This window comes from Streptomyces sp. RerS4, from assembly GCF_023515955.1.
In the GTDB taxonomy this organism is placed as follows: Bacteria; Actinomycetota; Actinomycetes; order Streptomycetales; family Streptomycetaceae; genus Streptomyces.
Window position 1 is genome coordinate 2,555,815 of sequence record NZ_CP097322.1, and the last position, 18,141, is coordinate 2,573,955.

An 18,141-nucleotide genomic window follows, 5' to 3' on the forward strand; every position below is an offset into this window, starting at 1 on the left:
TCTCTTCCGGAAGCTCAGGCGCCCCGGTACAGCTCACGCTTGTCGATGTAGCGCACCACGCCGTCGGGCACCAGGTACCAGACGGGATCGCCCTCGGCCACGCGGGCGCGGCAGTCGGTGGAGGAGATCGCCAGCGCGGGGACCTCGACCAGGGAGACGCCGCCCTCGGGCAGGCCGTCGTCGGTGAGTACGTGGCCCGGCCGGGTCACTCCGATGAAGTGGGCGAGGGAGAACAGCTCGTCCGCGTTCCGCCAGGTCAGGATCTGGGCGAGGGCGTCGGCACCGGTGATGAAGAACAGGTCGGCGTCGTCGTTGAGCGCGCTCAGATCCCGCAGGGTGTCGATCGTGTAGGTGGGGCCGCCGCGGTCGATGTCGATGCGGCTCACCGAGAACTGGGGGTTCGAGGCCGTGGCGATGACCGTCATCAGATAGCGGTCCTCGGCGGGCGACACGGCCCGCTGGGACTTCTGCCACGGTTCGCCCGTCGGTACGAACACCACCTCGTCGAGGTGGAAAAGGGCGGCCACCTCGCTGGCGGCCACCAGGTGTCCGTGGTGGATCGGGTCGAACGTCCCGCCCATCACGCCGAGCCGGCGCTTGACCGGGCCCGTAGGCATCTCCTGCTCTCCCATGAGCGCAGAGCCTACTGGCCCGGTGGCACGTGCACGGGGGGCGGACCCGAAAGGAGGGTTTCGCCACCGGGTCTTCCGCCGGGGTCCTAGCGGTCGCGGTTCAGACGCGTGGTCACCCAGAGCATCAGAAGCAGGATGACCAGCGCGCCGCCACCGGTCAGGTACGGGTTCAGGCTGTCGTGGTTGCCGCCGTGCTGCCCGGCGCCCTCGGAGGCGAGAAGGACCAGGTTGTGGGCGGCGGTGGGGAGGCTCATCAGGCAGGTACCTATCGAGTCGGGGAGCGAGCGGAGACTTCGCTCACATCGTATGCGGGGGCCTGGGGCACGCTCACGCCGACTCAGGCGTTGGAGAGGATAGACGCAACACGACACAGGGTCGATCAAGGGGGAGGGCGCTATGGCGGACACCGGATTCGAGAAGGTACCGGCGCGGAACCGCAGGAGGTTCCCCGGTATCTCCTCGCGGGCGTACGAACACCCGGCGGACCGCTCGGCGCTGGTGGCGCTGCGCAGGCTGGCCGGGTTCGACACGGTGTTCAAGACCCTGAGCGGGCTGGTCCCGGAGCGCAGCCTGCGGCTGCTGTTCCTGTCGGATTCGGTGCGCGTGGGCGAGACGCAGTTCCCCCACCTGCACGAGATGCTGCGGGACGCCTGCTACATCCTGGACCTGGAGAAGGTCCCCCAGATGTATGTGCAGCAGGATCCCAAGCCGAACGCCATGTGCATCGGGTTGGACGAGCCGATCATCGTGGTCACGACCGGGTTGGTGGAGCTCCTCGACGAGGAGGAGATGCGGGCGGTGGTGGGCCACGAGGTGGGCCACGCCCTGTCGGGGCACTCCGTGTACCGCACCGTCCTGCTGTTCCTGACGTCGCTGGCGCTCAAGGTGGCGTGGATCCCGCTCGGCAATGTGGCGATCATGGCGATCGTCACGGCGCTGCGGGAGTGGTTCCGCAAGTCGGAGCTGTCCGCGGACCGGGCGGGGCTGCTGGTGGGGCAGGACGTCAACGCCTCGATGCGGGGGCTGATGAAGATCGCCGGCGGCAACCACCTGCACGAGATGAACGTGGACGCGTTCCTGGCGCAGGCCGAGGAGTACGAGGAGAGCGGTGACCTGCGCGACTCGGTGCTGAAGATCCTCAACATGCTGCCCAGGACGCACCCCTTCACCACCGTGCGGGCCGCCGAGCTGAAGAAGTGGTCCCAGAACCGGGACTTCCAGCGGATCATGGACGGCCACTACCCGCGCCGGGAGGAGGACAAGGAGACCTCCGTGACCGACTCCTTCCGGCAGTCCGCCTCGCACTACGCGGAGTCGGTGCGCACCAGCAGGGATCCCCTGATGAAGCTGGTCGGTGACATCGCCGGTGGCGCGGGCGACCTGGGCGGCAGACTGCGCGACCGGTTCACCGGAGCGGGAACGGGAGCCGGGGCCGGGTCCGCGCCGGGCGGCAAGGACGGCACGGGCGGCACGGGCACGGGCGGCGACAGTCCGGGGGCCGCGGGGGCTACGGAGCGGGGCTGACGGAGGAGCCGGCCGCCGGCGGCGACGGCGTACGGGCGCTCGGCGGCGCGGACGGCGAGGCGGTGTGCTCCCCGGTCGTCGCCCCGGTCGGGGCCAGTACGCCGCACAGCCCGGCGGTGCGCCTGGGGTGGCCGCCCGCGTACGGGTCGCTCGCCGGCGGGCCGACGGTGGTGGGCGCGGCTCCGGCGAGGAGCGGCCGGAAGGCCGCCGACGGGTCGGCGGAGCAGGCCTGCGGCCCGGCTATCACGTAGGCGGTGACCAGCTCGGCGCGGCGGGCATTGAGGTCAGCCCGGTCGAAGCGCAGCCGCAGCTCGCGGCGGACGGTGAAGAGCGAGGCCCCGTCGGCGGCGGGCGCGCCGGAGGCCGGGCGCACGGCGTACACGAAGGTGTGGTCGCTCCTGACCTCCAGCACCTCCCCGTTCAGCTCCTCGACGGTGAGGGTGCCGTTGACCCGCACGCGCGAGTCGGCGACGACGGCGGTCTCCGGGTCGAAGCGGACGAGCCAGCCGGTGGCGGCGTACCGACCGTCGCCGGCGGGCGCGGCCATGCTCTCGTCGAACTGGCGGAGCTGGCCGGGGTCGAGCAGGACCCGCACGGGTCGGGAGGCGGTGGCGGACAGGACGTCCGGGTCCAGGGAGGACTGGACCAGGTAGTCCTTGGTGATGGTCAGCGCGGCGACGACCTGGCTCTCCGTGAAGTGGTGGGTGCGGCGCGCGGCCGGGAGGGTGATGCCGGCCGCCCCGATCCGGTACTCGGCGGCGGGGCTGTTCGCGTAGAGGTCGACGGGCCGCCCGCCGGGGACGGTCTGGGTCGGGGCCAGGGGGACGACGGTGCTGACGAGCGGTTGCGCGGCGCCGTCGGCCGGTGGCGGCATGTAGGGGTTGCGCAGGCCCATGTAGACGGCGACCGCGAAGGCGGCGGCGATGAGCAGGACGAGGAGCAGGCCCTGTCGGGCGCCGCGGCTGGGGGTTCCCGTACCGCCGCGACCGGCGGTTCCGGAGCCCGACCAGAGGGAACGGCTGCGGACGGCGCGGGCGTGTTCGCCCATGCGTTCCTGGGCGGAGTACTCCTGGAGTCGGGCAGCGCGGACGAAGTCCTCGTCGAACACCACGGACCGGTACTCGTCCGGGCGCAGTTCGTCATCGCCCCCGCCCATACCGTCGGGGGTGCCGTTGGGTGGGTCTCCTGGAACGGCCATCGCTTCTCCCCGCTGTCCCCGCTTCAGAGAAGCCCCCAGCTCCGGCTCGGGCGCGTGGGGTCGTACTTTCAGGGTTGGCGGCCGACGGGGTACGTAAACGCGCCGACGCCGGTGACTTCCCTGAGCGGAGTACTGGCGGGGGCGGGCGCGGGGTCCCTCTCACCGGCCGCGCTGCGGTAGACGGCGCTGAAGGCGAGGGCGACCATGCCGAGGCCCATCACGACGGCGAGCACCCAGGCGACCGGGCGCAGCCAGGGTGAGCGGCCGCGGTAGGGGCGCAGGCTGCCGCCGTAGGCGCCGTACGGGCCTTCGGCATAGCCGTAGCCGTAGTGGCCGGCTTCCCAGCCGGGGTCGTCGAGTCCGTAGCCGTCGGCGGGACCGTAGTCGTCGTCCCCGGCCCAGCCGCCGGCGACGCGGGCGGCCTCGGCCTCCGCGCGGGCGCGGTCCGCGGCGCGCCGGCGTTCGGCCGCGCTCGGTTCATGGATCTCGGCGTTCCGGACGAAGTCCTCGTCGAACACCACGGAGGCGAAGTCCTGATCCGCGCCTCCGCGGTCGTCGTCGGGCTCCCCGTCGTCCGGGAACGGTTTGCCCCCCACGTCGTCCGGCACGAGACCAGCGTAGACCTGGGGGGCGGCTTTGGGCAGGGTGTGCGCCGGATCCGGCCACACGGTGTTCGTCTGGGGGTTACCGGATGTGACCGTCACCGGTGACGATGTACTTGGTGGAGGTGAGCTCCGGGAGGCCCATGGGGCCCCTGGCATGCAGCTTCTGCGTGGAGATGCCGATCTCGGCGCCGAAGCCGAACTGGCCACCGTCCGTGAACCGGGTGGAGGCGTTCACGGCCACCGTGGTGGAGTCGACCAGCTGGGTGAAGCGGCGCGCGGCGGCCTGCGAGGTGGTGACGATCGCCTCGGTGTGGCCGGAGGTCCAGCGGCGGATGTGGGTGACGGCCTCGTCGAGGGAGTCCACGACGGCGGCGGCGATGTCGTAGGAGAGGTACTCGGCGGCCCAGTCCTCGTCGGTGGCGGGCAGGGCGGTGGCCTTGGTGCCCTCGGCGGCGGCGAGGACGCGCTCGTCGCCGTGGACGGTCACGCCGGCGGCGGCGAGCGCGTCGAGGGCGCGGGGCAGGAAGGCGTCGGCGATGTCGCGGTGGACGAGGAGGGTCTCGGCCGCGTTGCAGACGGAGGGCCGCTGTGCCTTGGAGTTGATGAGGATGTCCACGGCCATGTCGAGGTCGGCCTGGGCGTCGACGTAGACGTGGCAGTTGCCGGTACCGGTCTCGATGACCGGAACGATGGATTCCTCGACCACGGTCTTGATGAGCGAGGCTCCGCCGCGCGGAATGAGGACGTCGACGAGGCCGCGGGCGCGCATCAGCTCGCGGACGGAGTCGCGGGACTCGCCGGGGACGAGCTGGATCGCGTCGGCGGGCAGGCCGGCGGCCTCGACGGCGTCGCGGAGGATGGCGACGAGCGCGGTGTTGGAGGCGTAGGCGGAGGAGGAGCCGCGCAGCAGGACCGCGTTGCCGGACTTGAGGCAGAGGGCGGCGGCGTCGACGGTGACGTTGGGGCGGGCCTCGTAGATGATGCCGACGACGCCGAGCGGGACGCGGATCTGGCGGAGGTCGATGCCGTTGGGGAGGGTCGAGCCGCGGACGACCTCGCCGACGGGGTCGGGGAGGGCGGCGACGTCGCGGACGTCGGAGGCGATGGCGGCGACGCGCTCGGGGGTGAGGGTGAGGCGGTCGATGACGGTCTCGCTGGTGCCGGCGGCGCGGGCCTTGTCGGTGTCGACGGCGTTGGCGGCGACGATCTCGGCCGTACGGGCCTCCAGCGCGTCCGCGATGGCCAGCAGGGCCGTGTCCTTGGCGGACCGAGGGAGCGGCGCGATGGCTGCGGCGGCGGTCCGGGCGGCGGCCGCGGTGGCGAGGACGGGCGAGGTGGCGGTGGCGTCGTCGAGCGAGGTCATGCGGCCCAGGGTAATCCCCGCCCGCCCCCGCCCCACCGGGATTCCACCCCCCGAGACACCCCCGGCCCCGCCACGCCCACACCCAAGCCGAGCCGCCACCACCCGGCCCTGCCTCCCGCCCGGACCCCACGCCTCAAACGCCGGCCGGGCTGAACCCCTGGGGCTCCGCCCCAGACCCCGCGCCTCAAACGCCGGCGAGGCTGGATGATGCCTCTCCCGCTTGCCGGCGATCCAGGCGCGGGCGCGGCCCCGCCTTTGAGCCCCGCCGACGTTCGAGGTGGCACGGACCCAGCCCCGCCCTTTGAGCCCCGCCGACGTTCGAGGCGGGCACGGACCCAGCCCCGCCATTCACCCCCGCCAACGTTCGAGGCGGGCACGAGCCCGGCCGCCTTTGAGCCCCGCCAACGTTCAAGGCGGGCACGGGCCCAGCCCCGCCTTTCAGCCGCGCCGGCGTTCGAGGCGGGAACGGTGGAAGGGCGGGTAGGGGGCCGCACCGCGCAGCGGCAAACCCGACGACGGACCCCGGCCACGGCCCCGACCCCGCCCGGCAGGTCGACGGACGGAGTCCGGCGCAGCGGCGCGAAGCCGGGGAGGCCCGCCAGGGCCGAGCCGCGCGAGCGGCGCGTGAAGAAGGCGTGGCCCGCCAGGGCCGAGCCGCGCGAGCGGCGCGTCGAAAGGGCACAGCGCGGCGCGTCTAATAGGGATGCACGCCCACCGGGTGGGCTGGGGGTGGGCCGTAGCCCTCCGCTACTCGTTGGTGGTAGGTGGCGCGGTCGATGACCTCCAGGCCGACGATCTCCCACGGCGGGAGCTGCGCCGACGAGCGGTGTTCGCCCCACAGGCGCAGCGCGACGGCGGCGGCGTCGTGGAGGTCGCGGGCCTCCTCCCAGTACCGGATCTCCGCGTGGTCGTCGGCGTACCGGCTGGTGAGGAGGAAGGGGTGGTCGTGGGCCAGTTGTTCCAGTCCGCGTCGGACCTCGGACAGCGGAGCCGGCTTGCCGGACACGCTGAGGGTCACGTGCCAGAGCCGGGAGACGTCGGGGACGTGGCCCCGCCCCTCGCCACCGTCCCCCGTGCCGACGCTGGTCAGCGCTCGTCTCACCAGCCGCCTCCTGTCTGCGCTACGCGTGTCCGCCCCTCACAGTTGACCAGTCCCGAGCCCCGCGCGCGGGGGTTTTCCCGAATCCTCAGCCCTCAAGCAGCACCAGATCGTCCCGGTGGACGACCTCCCGCTCGTACGCGGGTCCGAGCTCCCGGGCAAGCTCGCGGGTGGATCGGCCGAGGAGTTGCGGGAGTTCCTTGGCGTCGAAGTTGACCAGGCCCCGGGCCACGGCGCGGCCGTCGGCGGCGGCCCGCAGTTCGACGGGGTCGCCTGCGACGAAGTCGCCTTCGACGGCGGCGATGCCGGCGGCCAGCAGCGAACTGCCGCGCTCGGTGACGGCCCGGACGGCGCCGTCGTCGAGTACGAGGTGCCCCTGCGGGGTGGAGGCGTGCTGGAGCCACAGGAGCCGGTCGGCGGAGCGCCGGCCCGTGGCGTGGAAGTGCGTACCGGTCTCCCGCCCGGCCAGGGCGTCGGCGGCCTGGCTCGCGGAGGTGAGGACGACGGGGATGCCCGCCGCGGCGGCGATCCGGGCGGCCTCGACCTTGGTGACCATGCCGCCGGTGCCCACGCCGGCCTTGCCGGCGCTGCCGATGGAGACGTGGGCGATGTCCTCGGGCCCGCGCACCTCCTCGATCCGCGTGGTGCCGGGCCGCGACGGGTCCCCGTCGTACAGCCCGTCGACGTCGGACAGCAGCACGAGCAGGTCCGCGCGGACGAGGTGGGCGACCAGGGCGGCGAGCCGGTCGTTGTCGCCGAAGCGGATCTCGTCGGTGGCGACGGTGTCGTTCTCGTTGACGACGGGCAGCGCGCCCATCGCCAGGAGCTGGTCGAGGGTCCGGTAGGCGTTGCGGTAGTGCGCGCGCCGGCTGGTGTCGTCGGTGGTGAGCAGGACCTGGCCGACGCGGACGCCGTAGCGGGCGAAGGAGGCGGTGTACCGGGCGACGAGCAGCCCCTGGCCGACGCTGGCGGCGGCCTGCTGCCGGGCGAGGTCCTTGGGGCGGCGGCGCAGGCCGAGCGGGGAGAGACCGGCGGCGATGGCGCCGGAGGAGACCAGGACGATCTCCTTCTCCCCGCCGCTGCGGGCCTTGGCCAGGACGTCGACCAGCGCGTCCACGCGGTCGGCGTCGAGGCCACCCTCCGCTGTGGTCAGGGAGGAGGAGCCGACCTTGACCACGATCCTGCGGGCGTCCACGACACCTTGCCTAGCCGCTGACACGTCTTTCCCCTTGCCCCTTGCCCGGCCGAAACCACGGTCGGTCTCGACCCCTGTCCGCCCCAATCTACGGGGTGGCCGGGCACGGCCGCCGCCGGGTTTCAGACCGTGGACGAGGTCCGCTCGGGCGCCGGTTCGGCGGCGGGTCCGGTGCCCGGGATCAGGATCTTGCGGGAGAGGAGGAAGGTGAACGGGATGGCCACGACGGCCGCGACGAGCGGCGCGATCCTGGTGTCCATCCCGGCCCAGCTCACCAGGGCGTAGAGGCCGACCGACTGGATCACGTAGTTCGTGACGTTCGTCAGCGGGAAGAGGAGGAACTTCTTCCAGGTGGGCCGGGTGCGGTAGGTGAAGTAGGTGTTCATGAAGAACGACCCGATCATCGACAGCACGAAGGCCACGGTGTACGCGGCGAAGTACGGCAGGTACGGGTGCATCAGCAGGTACAGGGCGAAGAAGGTACCGGTGTTGACGCCGCCCACCAGGACGAAGCGGAAGATCTGGCCCAGCTGGTCGCGTCTGGGGTGAGAGGTCATCGGCCGCCGCGCTCCACGATCACGGCTTCCGCGCCGGAGTCCCGCGACACGCCCGAGCTCGGCTTCGCATCCGGGTTCTGCGCCGTGGCGGCCTCGGCACCCGGCGCGCGCCGGGCTCCGTGCGCCTCCTTGACCAGGAAGTGGGGGCGGCGCTTGGTCTCGTAGTAGATGCGTCCGATGTACTCACCGATCAGCCCCAGCATGATCATCTGAACGCCGCCGATCCCGGCGATCATGGCGACGATGGTGACGTAACCGGGCGAGTCGATGCCGTTGGTGATCGCCATGATGGTGATCCACAGCGCGTACAGGCCGGTGAGGCCCACCAGCGACGCGCCCAGCCAGATGCCGATCCGCAGCGGACGGTTGTTGAAGGAGATCAGCCCGTCCATGCCGTAGTTCAGCAGGGACCCGAACTTCCACTTCGTCTCGCCCGCCTCGCGCTGCGCGTTGCGGTAGTCGAAGTGGACGGTGTCGAAACCGATCCAGGAGAAGAGGCCCTTGGAGAAGCGGTTGTACTCGGGCAGCGCGAGCAGGGCGTCGACGGCCGGCCGCGACAGCAGGCGGAAGTCTCCGACACCGTCGGTGAGCTCGACGTCGACCCAGCGGTTGACTCCCCGGTAGTAGAGGCGGCTGAGCGCGGAGCGGAGCTTCTTGTCGCCCTCGCGGGTGCGGCGGGCGATGACCTGGTCGTGGCCCTGGTGGTAGTGCTCCAGCATGGTGGCGATGAGCTCCGGCGGGTGCTGGAGGTCCGCGTCCATGATCACCACGGCGTCGCCGGTGGTCTCGCGGAGCCCGGCGAGCATGCCGGCCTCCTTGCCGAAGTTGCGGCTGAAGGAGACGTACCGGGTCTGGTCGCCGTACTCGGCGGCGATCTTCCGCAGCTTTTCGAGGGTGCCGTCGCGGCTGCCGTCATCGACGTAGCAGACCTCGTACTCGACGGGCAGGGAGTCCAGGACCCTGCGGATCTCGACATCGAAACTGTCGATCACCGCTTCTTCGTTGTAGCAAGGGACAACTACCGACAGCTTGGTCATGAGCACTTCCTGCTGGGTCCGAACGGGTGATTGTCGGCGACCGGACCCGCCACTCACCTCTTCCTTAGAAGTATGCACGCCGAGGGTCGGCCTGCCCGAGTCGCGCGCGGCACACGGTAGCTTTGACGGGATAAGCGGAATGGAACGAAGGGATCGAGGTGCACGTGCCTGACGTCTCCGTGGTCGTCATCGTCTACAACGACGCAGAGCGTCTGCCGACAGCCGTCCAGTCGGTTTTGGACCAAACCCTGCGCGGGGTCGAAGTCGTGATCGTGGACGACTGCAGCAAGGACCGGTCCTACGCGGTCGCCCAGGAGCTCGAAGCGGCGCACCCGGGCAGGGTGCGCGCCTTCCGGCTGCCCGAGAACAGCGGCGGCTGCGGCGCCCCCCGCAACCACGGCATCCAGCAGGCCACCGGCACCTACGTCATGTTCCTGGACAGCGACGACGTGCTGGAACGCAACGCCTGCCGCAACATGCTGGCCGCCGCCGAGCGCACCGGGTCCGACCTGGTCTCCGGCATGTGCGTGCGCGTCCACCTCGACAACCGCTGGGGCAAGACCACCGAGTGGTACCCGTGGATCTACGCGCGCACCCGCACGCTGGAGTCGATCACCGAGTACCCGGACCTGCTGGTCTACGACACCCTCTCCACCAACAAGTGCTACCGCCGGGCCTTCCTCCTGGAACAGGGCCTGGAGTTCCCGGTCGGCATCCACTACGAGGACCTGCTCTTCTCGGCGCAGGCCTACGTGGCCGCCCGCCGCATCACCCTGATCCCGAACCACGTCTACTACTGGAACGTGGTCGAGAAGGCCGCCGCCAAGTCGATCAGCAACCGGCGCCACGAGATCGCGAACTTCGTCCACCGGATGGAGATCCACCGCCGCGTCGACGAGCTGCTCGCCGCCAACGGCCACACCGCCATCAAGTCCGCGAAGGACGCCAAGTTCCTCAAGCACGACCTGGTGCTGCACCTGCGTGACCTGCCGCTCCTCGGTGACGCGTACCGCCAGGAGTTCGCCCGGCTGGCCAACGGCTACCTGGCCGGCATCGACCCCGCCGCGTACGAGAACGTCAATCACCTCCAGGCGATCTGCGCGTACCTCCTGAGCAAGGAGGACTGGGACAACCTGCTCCCGGCCGCCGACGCGATGACCAACAAGGGCCGGCTGTCCTCCCCCCTCGCCGAGCGCGAGGGCCGCGTCTACTGGTGCGCCGCCCACCTCGACGACGCGGAAGGCCGCCGGATACTGGACGTCACCGACCAGGGCTTCCACACCACGCCGCTCGCCTCCCTGACCCTGGGCAACCGCCTGACCTCCTACGAGGACGACGGACGCGGCTCCGTCACCCTGTCCGGCTCCGTCGTGAACCCCCTGGGCCGCATCCAGGAGGACACCGAGCTGAAGGCCACGCTCGAATTCCGGGCCCGCCGGCAGATCGGCGTCCGATCTTTCAGCTTCCCGGTGACAACCCTGCGCCACGCAGGTGACACGATCGAGTGGACCGCCACGGCCGACGTGGCCGGCACCGTCCGCCCCCTCGGCATCATCGACGCCGTCTGGGACGTCCGCCTCAAGCTGACCGCGGGCTCCGAGCGCGTGACGACGCGCGTCTCGGTCGGCGGGGTCGACCTGGAGTCCGCCGCCCGGCTGCGCGTGCGCCCGCGGCTGACCCGCCTGGTCTCCGACCGCTTCGAGCCCGAGGTGACCAAGAAGGGCAACCTGTCCTACGTCCTGGCCGCCGAGGGTTCCGCCGCCGTCCGCACCCAGTCGCTGATCGGCAGCGCCATGCACGGCAAGGCCGCCGGCGTCGTCAAGCGCGGCCTGCGCCGGGCGCTGCGGGCCCGGCGCAACCTCGGCTCGGGCGAACAGAAGGTGCAGGTCTACCACGAGGTCTTCACGAAGCTGCCGATCAAGAAGGGCACGGTCGTCTTCGAGAGCCACATGGGCAAGCAGTACAGCGACAGCCCGAAGGCGATCTACGAGGAGATGGTGCGCCAGGGCGTGCCGTTCCAGGCGATCTGGTCCTACGCGGGCGCCAAGCCCACCGGCTTCCCCACGGACGCCACCCTCGTGCGGCGTTGGAGCTGGGCCTACCTGCGGGCGCTGGCCCAGGCCGAGTTCTGGGTCGACAACCAGGGCTTCCCGCTGGCGCTGGCCAAGCGCCCCGGGACGACGTACATCCAGACCTGGCACGGCTCCGCCCTCAAGCGGATGGGCTTCCACGAGCCGCGCACCAAGGCCCAGGGCAAGGCCGCCCAGGACCGCTTCCAGGCGGCCGTCGACCGCTTCGACCACTTCCTCATCCGCTCCGAGCACGACACCCGCACCCTCGCCAAGGGCTTCCGCCTGCGCGACGAGGTGCTGCTGCGCACCGGCTACCCGCGCAACGACGCCCTGGTCGAGGCGCACCGCGCCGAGACGCAGAGCGGGGAACGCGTCCGGGGGCCGCTGGCCGCCGAGTTGGGCATCGAGGCGGACAAGAAGGTGCTGCTGTACGCGCCGACCTTCCGGACGGGCGCGGACGGCACCGTCGAGGGGTTCACGTTCCCCTTCGACGTGGAGGAGTTCGCCGACCGCCTCGGCGACCGGTTCACGCTGCTGGTGCGCACGCACTACCTCAACAGCGTCACCCTGCCGCCCTCGGTCGCGGGCCGGGTGATCGACGTTTCCCGCCACCACGACATCACCCCGCTCCTGGCGCTCGCCGACGGGTTGATCACCGACTATTCGTCGGTGATGTTCGACTACGCGGTGCTGGACCGGCCGATGCTGTTCTTCGCCTACGACTACGAGCAGTACGCGACGGACATCCGCGGCACCTACTTCGACCTGCTGGACAAGGCGCCGGGCCCCGTCGTGGCCACGGCCGACGAGCTGATGCAGGCCGTCGGGGCCTTCGACGAGGCCGACGCCAAGTACGCCGAGGCCCGTCAGCGCTTCCTCGCCGAGTTCGGCGAGTACGACCGCGGGGACGCCGCACGCCAGATCGTCCAGAAGTTCTTCACCGGGAGCGGCAAGTGAGCCAGGAGACCGCCGGCGCGGGCGGCCGTGACATCTTCATCGTCTCCAACAGCGTGGACGAGCTCGGCGGCGTGACCACCTGGTCGCACCAGATGGCCCGGCTCTTCACCGACCGCGGCCACCGCGTGCACATCGTCGGCATCGCGCCCGTCGCCGAGGAACTCCGGCAGCGGCTGCCGGAGGACCTGCCGTACGCGATGACCACCCTCTACGACACCCACCCGCCCAAGGCCCGCCGGCTGCACGGCCTCAAGGGCCGCCTCAACGCCCCCGAACGGCGCCGCCAGGCGGCCCGGCGGGCCCGGATGCGGGACAAGGCCGAACAGTTGAGCGGTCTGCTGCGCACGGCGGCGCCCGGCGGCGTGGTGATCGTCACCCAGGTGTGGGCGATGGAGTGGGTGGCCCTCGCCGACACCAAGGGGCTCTCCGTCATCGGCATGAGCCACGAGTCCTTCGAGGCCAGCCAGAAGTCCACCCGGGGCGAGCGGGTCCGCCGCTTCTACCCCGAGGTCGACCGGCTGCTGGTGCTGACCCCGGAGGACGCCGACCTGTGGATCCGGGCCGGCATGGAGAACGTCGACAGCATGCCGAACCCGCTGCCGTTCATGCCCGACTCCCCCGCCCCGCGCACCGAGAAGGTCGTCGCGAGCATCGGTCGTCTCGCCTTCGAGAAGGGCATGGACCTGCTGCTCGACGCGTGGGCCGACGCCGTCCCGCAGCACCCCGACTGGACCCTGCGGATCTACGGCGCGGGCACCGAGGAGCCGGCCCTGCGGGCGCACTGCGCCTCGCTCGGCCTGGACGACTCCGTCGAGTGGATGGGCAGCACCGACGACGTGCTCGGCGCCCTGCGCGAGGCCTCCGTCTTCGCCCAGGCCTCCCGCGCGGAGGGCTTCCCCATCACCCTGCTGGAGGCGATGGCCGCCGGCCTGCCGGTGGCGGCGTTCGACTGCGCGCCCGGCGTACGGGAGATCGTCCGGCACGGCGAGGACGGGCTGCTGGCCCGCCTCGGCAACACGATGGAGCTCGCCTCGCACCTCGACGCCCTGATGTCGGACGGGGAGCTGCGCGACCGGCTCGGCGACACCGGCTTCGCCCACGTGCGCCGCTACTCCAGCACGGAGATCACCGACCGGTGGGAAGAGCTCTTCGCGTTCCTGGAGCGCTGAGCGCCCGAGCGCTGAGTACCCGAGCATCTGAGCGCCCGAGCACCTGAGCGCCCGTACGAAAGCCGCCCGCCCCGGACCTGATCCGGGGCGGGCGGCTTCGCGCAGGGCTCAGGCCCGGCGGTTGGCCTGCCAACCCGCCCACGCCGAGGTGATCATCTCGCGGACGTCGTGCCGCGCCTTCCAGCCCAGCTCGGCCGCGATCCGGTCGGCGGAGGCCACGACCTTCGCCGGGTCACCGGGCCGACGGGGGGTGACGACGGGCGCGTACGTGTGCCCCGTGCCCTCGTTCAGCAGCGCGACCATCTCCTTGACGGAGACGCCCTCGCCGCGCCCGATGTTGACGGTCAGGTCCTTGTACTCGCCGGTCGCGCCCCACTCGGCGAGCCGGCGGGCGGCCACCACGTGGGCCTCCGCCAGGTCCTCGACGTGGATGTAGTCGCGGATGCAGGTGCCGTCCGGGGTGGGGTAGTCGTCGCCGAAGACGCGGGCGCCCTCGCCGGCGTCGTAGCGCTCGAAGACCATCGGGACCAGGTTGAAGACCCCGGTGTCGGCCAACTCGGGGGTGGCCGCGCCCGCGACGTTGAAGTAGCGCAGGCACGCCGTGGAGATGCCGTGGGCCTTGCCCGCCGCGCGGACCAGCCACTCACCGGCGAGCTTCGTCTCGCCGTACGGGCTCAGTGGCGCGCACGGGGTCTCCTCGGTGACGAGGTCCACGTCCGGCATGCCGTACACCGAGGCGGAGGAGGAGAAGAGGAAGTTGCGCACGCCGGCCGCCGCGACCGCGCCGAGCAGGACCTGAAGGCCCTCCACGTTCTCGTGGTAGTAGTACAGCGGCTTCTCGACGGACTCGCCGACCTGCTTCTTGCCCGCGAGGTGCACCACGCCCGTGACGTGGTGCTGCGCGATGGTCTCGTCCAGCGTCAGCCGGTCGAGGACCGAACCGATCACCAGCGGCACACCTTCCGGAACGCGGTCCTCCCGGCCCGTGGAGAGGTCGTCCAGGACCACGACCCGCTCACCCGCCTGCAGCATCGCGCGGACGACGTGCGCGCCGATGTACCCGGCGCCACCGGTGATCAGAAATGTCATGCGTATCTCCCCAGCTCTAGCGTGACCTGCGCGTACGGGCGCGGTCGAGACGGTTGCGTACGAAAGTCAGCGCGCCCCCGGCCCCGGGCGCGAGGCGCACCCCCAGCACTCCGGCGGCCGTGCGGTAGGGCTGCGCCAGCAGAACACCGTACCGGCTGCTGGGCAGGGCCCGGCGGCGCAGCAGGCCACCCGTGGGGCGCAGGGAGGTCAGCCGGGAGCTTCCGTCGGCGCAGCGCACCTCCACCCGCACGTCCCAGGCCTGCATGCCCCGCAGCCCCCTACGCCGCCCCACGGCGGCCAGCGCGGCGAGCCGGAACGGTACTTCGGCGCTCCACCCGTCACCGTCGGCGGCAGCCGCCAGCTCGACCGGGGGCAGCACGACGGGTTCGCCCCCGGCGCGCGAGGGGAAGCTCAGCCGGGCGGTACGCGGCCCCGAGGCGGCGAGCCGCCCGTACAGGTCGCGCACCCGCAGCCGGACGGCCGCTCCCCCGGCGGGCTCGGCGTCGACGCAGAACGGCAGCTCCGCCACGGGCAGGGCATCGAGCCCCTCCAGCGGCACCGGCAGCGCCCGGCTCCACGCCGGCCGGCCGGCCGGGTCGGTCGCGTACGGCGGCGGCAGCCGGTCGGGCTCGGCGGCGAGGCGCGTCAGCCGCTCCACGTCTTCGGGCGGGGCCGGGGCGGCCAGGAGCACGCGGGCGATCCACCGGGCCCGCGCGGGCGCCGCCGCGATGTCGGCTTCGGCGAAACCGGCGAGGTAGTCGCGGGTCAGCGTCCACCAGGCGGCCCGGTACTCCGGGTCGGCGGCCAGTTCGCGCAGGTACATCCGCAGGTCGTAGTCGAGGAACTTCGCCTGGCAGGCGCGGCCCAGCTCCGGGGAGGCCTCGGCGAGGGTGCGGGAGGCGGTGCGGTGGGCCTCGACGCGGGAGCGCCAGTTGGCGACGTCGGCGCGGGCCAGGGAGATCGACACCCGGGCGGCGCGCCGGCGCACGTGCCACACGTAGACGAGGTCGCCGATGACGGCGATGCGGGGCGCGGCGGCCAGGACGCGCGAGGTGAAGACGAAGTCCTCGTAGACGAACCGGCCGTCGGGGAAGCGGATGGCGTGCTTGTCCAGGAAGGCGCGCGCGTACAGCTTGTTGACGCAGAGGGTGTCGCGGACCAGCTCCGGCCGGTCGGCGGGCCGCTCGATCACGTCGCCGGGCGTGTAGAGGCCGGGCAGCCACGGCACGTCACGGCCCTCCGGCAGCTCGCGGCGCACGCACGCGCCGACCGTGACCGGGGCCCGGTGCTCCTCGGCGGCCCGCACGAGGGCGTCCACGGCGCCCGGCGGCAGGACGTCGTCGCTGTCGAGGAAGAGGACGTACGGGGAGCGGGCGGCGGCGATCCCGTCGTTGCGCGGGGTGCCGCACCCACCGCTGTTCGACGCCCGGTGCACGACCTTGACCCGGGGATGGGCCGCCGCCAACGCGTCCAGCACACCCGCCGTACCGTCCGAGGAGGCGTCGTCCACCGCGATGACCTCGGCGACGACCGGCCCCTGGGCCAGAGCCGAGGCGACGGCCTCGCCGACGAGCCCGGCGTCGTTGTACGCGATGACGACGACGGAGACCGCGGGGGTGTCACTGCTGGAATCGCTGCTGCTCACTCGGAGGATCCTAGGCGAACGGGGTAAGGCCGGTTTCAACACCGCGTCACGCGGAACGGCGCCGACGCCCGAAGGCGCCGACGCCGTGCCGGGGCGGAAGGGTCAGCAGGGTCAGAAGGGACGGAACTCGTCGTACTCCTGCTGCGCGCTGTCGCCGCGCTTCGCTTCCTTCTCCTTGCGCCGCTGCGTCGCCGGACGCGGAGCCTCCATGCGGTGGTCCTCACCGCGACGGCCCAGCATCTCGGCGCCGGCCATCATCGTCGGCTCCCAGTCGAAGACGACCGCGTTCTCCTCGGAACCGATGGCCACACCGTCACCGGCGCGCGCGCCGGCCTTCTTCAGCGCGTCCTCGACACCGAGGCGGTTGAGCCGGTCGGCGAGGTAGCCGACGGCCTCGTCGTTGTTGAAGTCGGTCTGGCGCACCCAGCGCTCCGGCTTCTCGCCGCGCACACGGTAGACGTCCTCGACCTCGTCGTAGGTGACGGTGAAACCGGCGTCGTCCACGGCCTTCGGGCGGATGACGATACGGGTCGCCTCCTGCTTCGGCTTGCGGGCGCGCGCCTTGGCGACGACCTCCGCGAGGAAGTACGACAGCTCCTTGAGGCCCGTACGGGCGACCGCGGACACCTCGAAGACCTTGTAGCCGCGCGCCTCCAGGTCCGGGCGGACCATGTCCGCGAGGTCCTGGCCGTCCGGGATGTCGACCTTGTTCAGGACGACCAGACGCGGACGCTTCTCCAGACCGCCGCCGTAGATCTTGAGCTCTTCCTCGATGACGTCGAGGTCGGCCACCGGGTCGCGGTCGGTCTCCAGCGTGGCCGTGTCCAGGACGTGCACCAGGACCGAGCAGCGCTCGACGTGCCGCAGGAACTCCAGACCCAGGCCCTTGCCCTGGCTCGCGCCCGGGATCAGACCCGGCACGTCGGCGATGGTGTAGACCGTCGAACCGGCCGTGACGACGCCCAGGTTCGGGACGAGGGTGGTGAACGGGTAGTCCGCGATCTTCGGCTTGGCGGCGGAGAGCACCGAGATCAGCGAGGACTTGCCGGCGCTCGGGAAGCCGACCAGCGCCACGTCGGCGACGGTCTTGAGCTCCAGGATGATGTCGCCGGTCGTACCGGGGACGCCGAGGAGCGCGAAGCCGGGCGCCTTGCGGCGGGCGGAGGCCAGCGCCGCGTTGCCGAGACCGCCGCGACCGCCCTCGGCGGCGACGTAGGTGGTGCCCTGGCCGACGAGGTCGGCGAGGACGTTGCCCTCCTTGTCGAGGACGACGGTGCCGTCCGGCACGGGCAGGATCAGGTCCTGGCCGTCCTTGCCGGAGCGGTTGCCGCCCTCGCCGGGCTTGCCGTTGGTGGCCTTGCGGTGCGGGCTGTGGTGGTAGTCCAGCAGGGTGGTGATCGCCTGCTCCACGACCAGGATCACGTCACCGCCACGGCCGCCGTTGCCGCCGTCGGGGCCGCCGAGCGGCTTGAACTTCTCCCGGTGAACGGAGGCGCAGCCGTGGCCCCCGTTACCCGCGGCGACGTGCAGCTCGACGCGGTCCACGAAGGTGGTCATGGTGTTCCTCCAGATACATACGGGAATGTCCCGGGCAGGCCTTGCCGCCCATTAAACGTGCGTGTGCGTGCCTATGTGACAACGCGCCGAGGGCGGACCTCTCTTCCCGGCTCGCGCCGGGAAGAGCTGAGATCCGCCCTCGGGAAGTTACGTACCGCTGATCAGCAGAGCTGGATCAGGCGGCCGGAACGATGTTGACGACCTTGCGGCCACGGTGCGTGCCGAACTGCACGGCACCGGCCTCAAGCGCGAACAGCGTGTCGTCGCCACCACGACCGACACCCGAGCCCGGGTGGAAGTGGGTGCCGCGCTGGCGGACGAGGATCTCGCCGGCGGAGACGACCTGACCGCCGAAGCGCTTCACGCCGAGCCGCTGAGCATTGGAATCGCGCCCGTTCCGGGTGGACGATGCGCCCTTCTTGTGTGCCATGTCTCAGTCCCT

At 71.8% G+C, this 18,141-nt stretch carries 16 protein-coding genes; 3 read left to right on the forward strand and 13 right to left on the reverse strand.

Annotation, left to right across the window (positions count from 1 at the left end):
- Positions 1-14: 14 nt before the first annotated feature.
- Positions 15-632, reverse strand: coding sequence for a nicotinate-nucleotide adenylyltransferase (nadD, locus tag M4D82_RS11775; RefSeq protein ID WP_249766003.1), 618 nt, complete (start codon positions 630-632; stop codon positions 15-17).
- A gap of 86 nt (positions 633-718) precedes the next feature.
- Positions 719-886 (reverse strand): hypothetical protein, encoded by a 168-nt coding sequence (locus tag M4D82_RS11780; protein ID WP_249766004.1) that lies wholly within the window; start codon positions 884-886, stop codon positions 719-721.
- Positions 887-1,028: 142 nt separating this feature from the next.
- Between M4D82_RS11780 and M4D82_RS11785 the strand changes: the two genes are divergently transcribed.
- Positions 1,029-2,156, forward strand: a complete 1,128-nt coding sequence (locus M4D82_RS11785; RefSeq protein WP_249766005.1) for a M48 family metallopeptidase — start codon at positions 1,029-1,031, stop codon at positions 2,154-2,156.
- Here M4D82_RS11785 and M4D82_RS11790 read toward each other — a convergent pair.
- The 7 genes from M4D82_RS11790 to M4D82_RS11820 all read right to left on the reverse strand — a co-directional run bounded on the left by M4D82_RS11790 (position 2,140) and on the right by M4D82_RS11820 (position 9,210).
- The gene (locus tag M4D82_RS11790; protein WP_249766006.1) at positions 2,140-3,354 is read right to left on the reverse strand and encodes an SCO2583 family membrane protein; all 1,215 of its coding nucleotides are present in this window, start codon (positions 3,352-3,354) and stop codon (positions 2,140-2,142) included. The two genes, M4D82_RS11785 and M4D82_RS11790, sit on opposite strands and share 17 nt — an antisense overlap.
- A 68-nt stretch (positions 3,355-3,422) precedes the next feature.
- Complete coding sequence (locus tag M4D82_RS11795) at positions 3,423-3,962, reverse strand: SCO2584 family spore wall biosynthesis protein (protein ID WP_249766007.1); 540 nt, start codon at positions 3,960-3,962, stop codon at positions 3,423-3,425.
- A 76-nt stretch (positions 3,963-4,038) separates the two neighbouring features.
- Entirely contained in the window at positions 4,039-5,322 is a 1,284-nt protein-coding gene (locus M4D82_RS11800) for a glutamate-5-semialdehyde dehydrogenase (RefSeq protein ID WP_249766008.1), read from the reverse strand.
- 694 nt (positions 5,323-6,016) lie between these two features.
- The gene (locus tag M4D82_RS11805; RefSeq protein WP_502989060.1) at positions 6,017-6,412 is read right to left on the reverse strand and encodes a DUF8830 family protein; all 396 of its coding nucleotides are present in this window, start codon (positions 6,410-6,412) and stop codon (positions 6,017-6,019) included.
- A 97-nt stretch (positions 6,413-6,509) separates the two neighbouring features.
- Positions 6,510-7,640, reverse strand: coding sequence for a glutamate 5-kinase (proB, locus tag M4D82_RS11810; protein WP_249766009.1), 1,131 nt, complete (start codon positions 7,638-7,640; stop codon positions 6,510-6,512).
- Between the two features lie 98 nt (positions 7,641-7,738).
- A complete protein-coding gene (locus tag M4D82_RS11815) occupies positions 7,739-8,173 on the reverse strand; it encodes a GtrA family protein (protein ID WP_249766010.1) in 435 nt (144 codons plus the stop codon).
- Complete coding sequence (locus tag M4D82_RS11820) at positions 8,170-9,210, reverse strand: glycosyltransferase family 2 protein (protein WP_249766011.1); 1,041 nt, start codon at positions 9,208-9,210, stop codon at positions 8,170-8,172. Before M4D82_RS11820 ends, M4D82_RS11815 begins: the two co-directional genes overlap by 4 nt.
- A gap of 158 nt (positions 9,211-9,368) precedes the next feature.
- Here M4D82_RS11820 and M4D82_RS11825 point away from each other — a divergent pair, with 158 nt between their 5' ends.
- Positions 9,369-12,239 carry a bifunctional glycosyltransferase/CDP-glycerol:glycerophosphate glycerophosphotransferase gene (locus M4D82_RS11825; RefSeq protein ID WP_249766012.1) on the forward strand — a complete coding sequence of 957 codons (2,871 nt, stop codon included), beginning with the start codon at positions 9,369-9,371 and terminating at the stop codon, positions 12,237-12,239.
- On the forward strand, positions 12,236-13,408 hold the full coding sequence (locus tag M4D82_RS11830; protein WP_249766013.1) for a glycosyltransferase: 1,173 nt from the start codon (positions 12,236-12,238) through the stop codon (positions 13,406-13,408). The genes M4D82_RS11825 and M4D82_RS11830 overlap by 4 nt, the downstream gene beginning before the upstream one ends.
- Positions 13,409-13,516: 108 nt before the next feature.
- Here M4D82_RS11830 and galE read toward each other — a convergent pair whose 3' ends face one another.
- From galE to rpmA, 4 genes are all read right to left on the reverse strand, one after another.
- Positions 13,517-14,497 carry a UDP-glucose 4-epimerase GalE gene (galE, locus tag M4D82_RS11835; protein WP_249766014.1) on the reverse strand — a complete coding sequence of 327 codons (981 nt, stop codon included), beginning with the start codon at positions 14,495-14,497 and terminating at the stop codon, positions 13,517-13,519.
- A gap of 16 nt (positions 14,498-14,513) precedes the next feature.
- Positions 14,514-16,142 carry a glycosyltransferase family 2 protein gene (locus M4D82_RS11840; RefSeq protein WP_249766015.1) on the reverse strand — a complete coding sequence of 543 codons (1,629 nt, stop codon included), beginning with the start codon at positions 16,140-16,142 and terminating at the stop codon, positions 14,514-14,516.
- 111 nt (positions 16,143-16,253) lie between these two features.
- Entirely contained in the window at positions 16,254-17,699 is a 1,446-nt protein-coding gene (gene obgE / locus M4D82_RS11845) for a GTPase ObgE (RefSeq protein WP_249766016.1), read from the reverse strand.
- A 175-nt stretch (positions 17,700-17,874) separates the two neighbouring features.
- Complete coding sequence (gene rpmA / locus M4D82_RS11850; RefSeq protein ID WP_249766017.1) at positions 17,875-18,129, reverse strand: 50S ribosomal protein L27; 255 nt, start codon at positions 18,127-18,129, stop codon at positions 17,875-17,877.
- Between the last annotated feature and the right edge of the window lie 12 nt (positions 18,130-18,141).

Excerpts from the sequence above, each read along its gene's own strand:
- nadD (WP_249766003.1), bottom strand. The coding sequence starts at position 632 with ATGGGAGAGCAGGAGATGCCTACGGGCCCGGTCAAGCGCCGGCTCGGC.
- M4D82_RS11800 (WP_249766008.1), bottom strand. The coding sequence starts at position 5,322 with ATGACCTCGCTCGACGACGCCACCGCCACCTCGCCCGTCCTCGCCACC.
- galE (WP_249766014.1), bottom strand. The coding sequence starts at position 14,497 with ATGACATTTCTGATCACCGGTGGCGCCGGGTACATCGGCGCGCACGTC.
- M4D82_RS11815 (WP_249766010.1), bottom strand. The coding sequence starts at position 8,173 with ATGACCTCTCACCCCAGACGCGACCAGCTGGGCCAGATCTTCCGCTTC.
- rpmA (WP_249766017.1), bottom strand. The coding sequence starts at position 18,129 with ATGGCACACAAGAAGGGCGCATCGTCCACCCGGAACGGGCGCGATTCC.
- M4D82_RS11785 (WP_249766005.1), top strand. The coding sequence starts at position 1,029 with ATGGCGGACACCGGATTCGAGAAGGTACCGGCGCGGAACCGCAGGAGG.
- M4D82_RS11790 (WP_249766006.1), bottom strand. The coding sequence starts at position 3,354 with ATGGCCGTTCCAGGAGACCCACCCAACGGCACCCCCGACGGTATGGGC.
- M4D82_RS11780 (WP_249766004.1), bottom strand. The coding sequence starts at position 886 with ATGAGCCTCCCCACCGCCGCCCACAACCTGGTCCTTCTCGCCTCCGAG.
- M4D82_RS11820 (WP_249766011.1), bottom strand. The coding sequence starts at position 9,210 with ATGACCAAGCTGTCGGTAGTTGTCCCTTGCTACAACGAAGAAGCGGTG.
- obgE (WP_249766016.1), bottom strand. The coding sequence starts at position 17,699 with ATGACCACCTTCGTGGACCGCGTCGAGCTGCACGTCGCCGCGGGTAAC.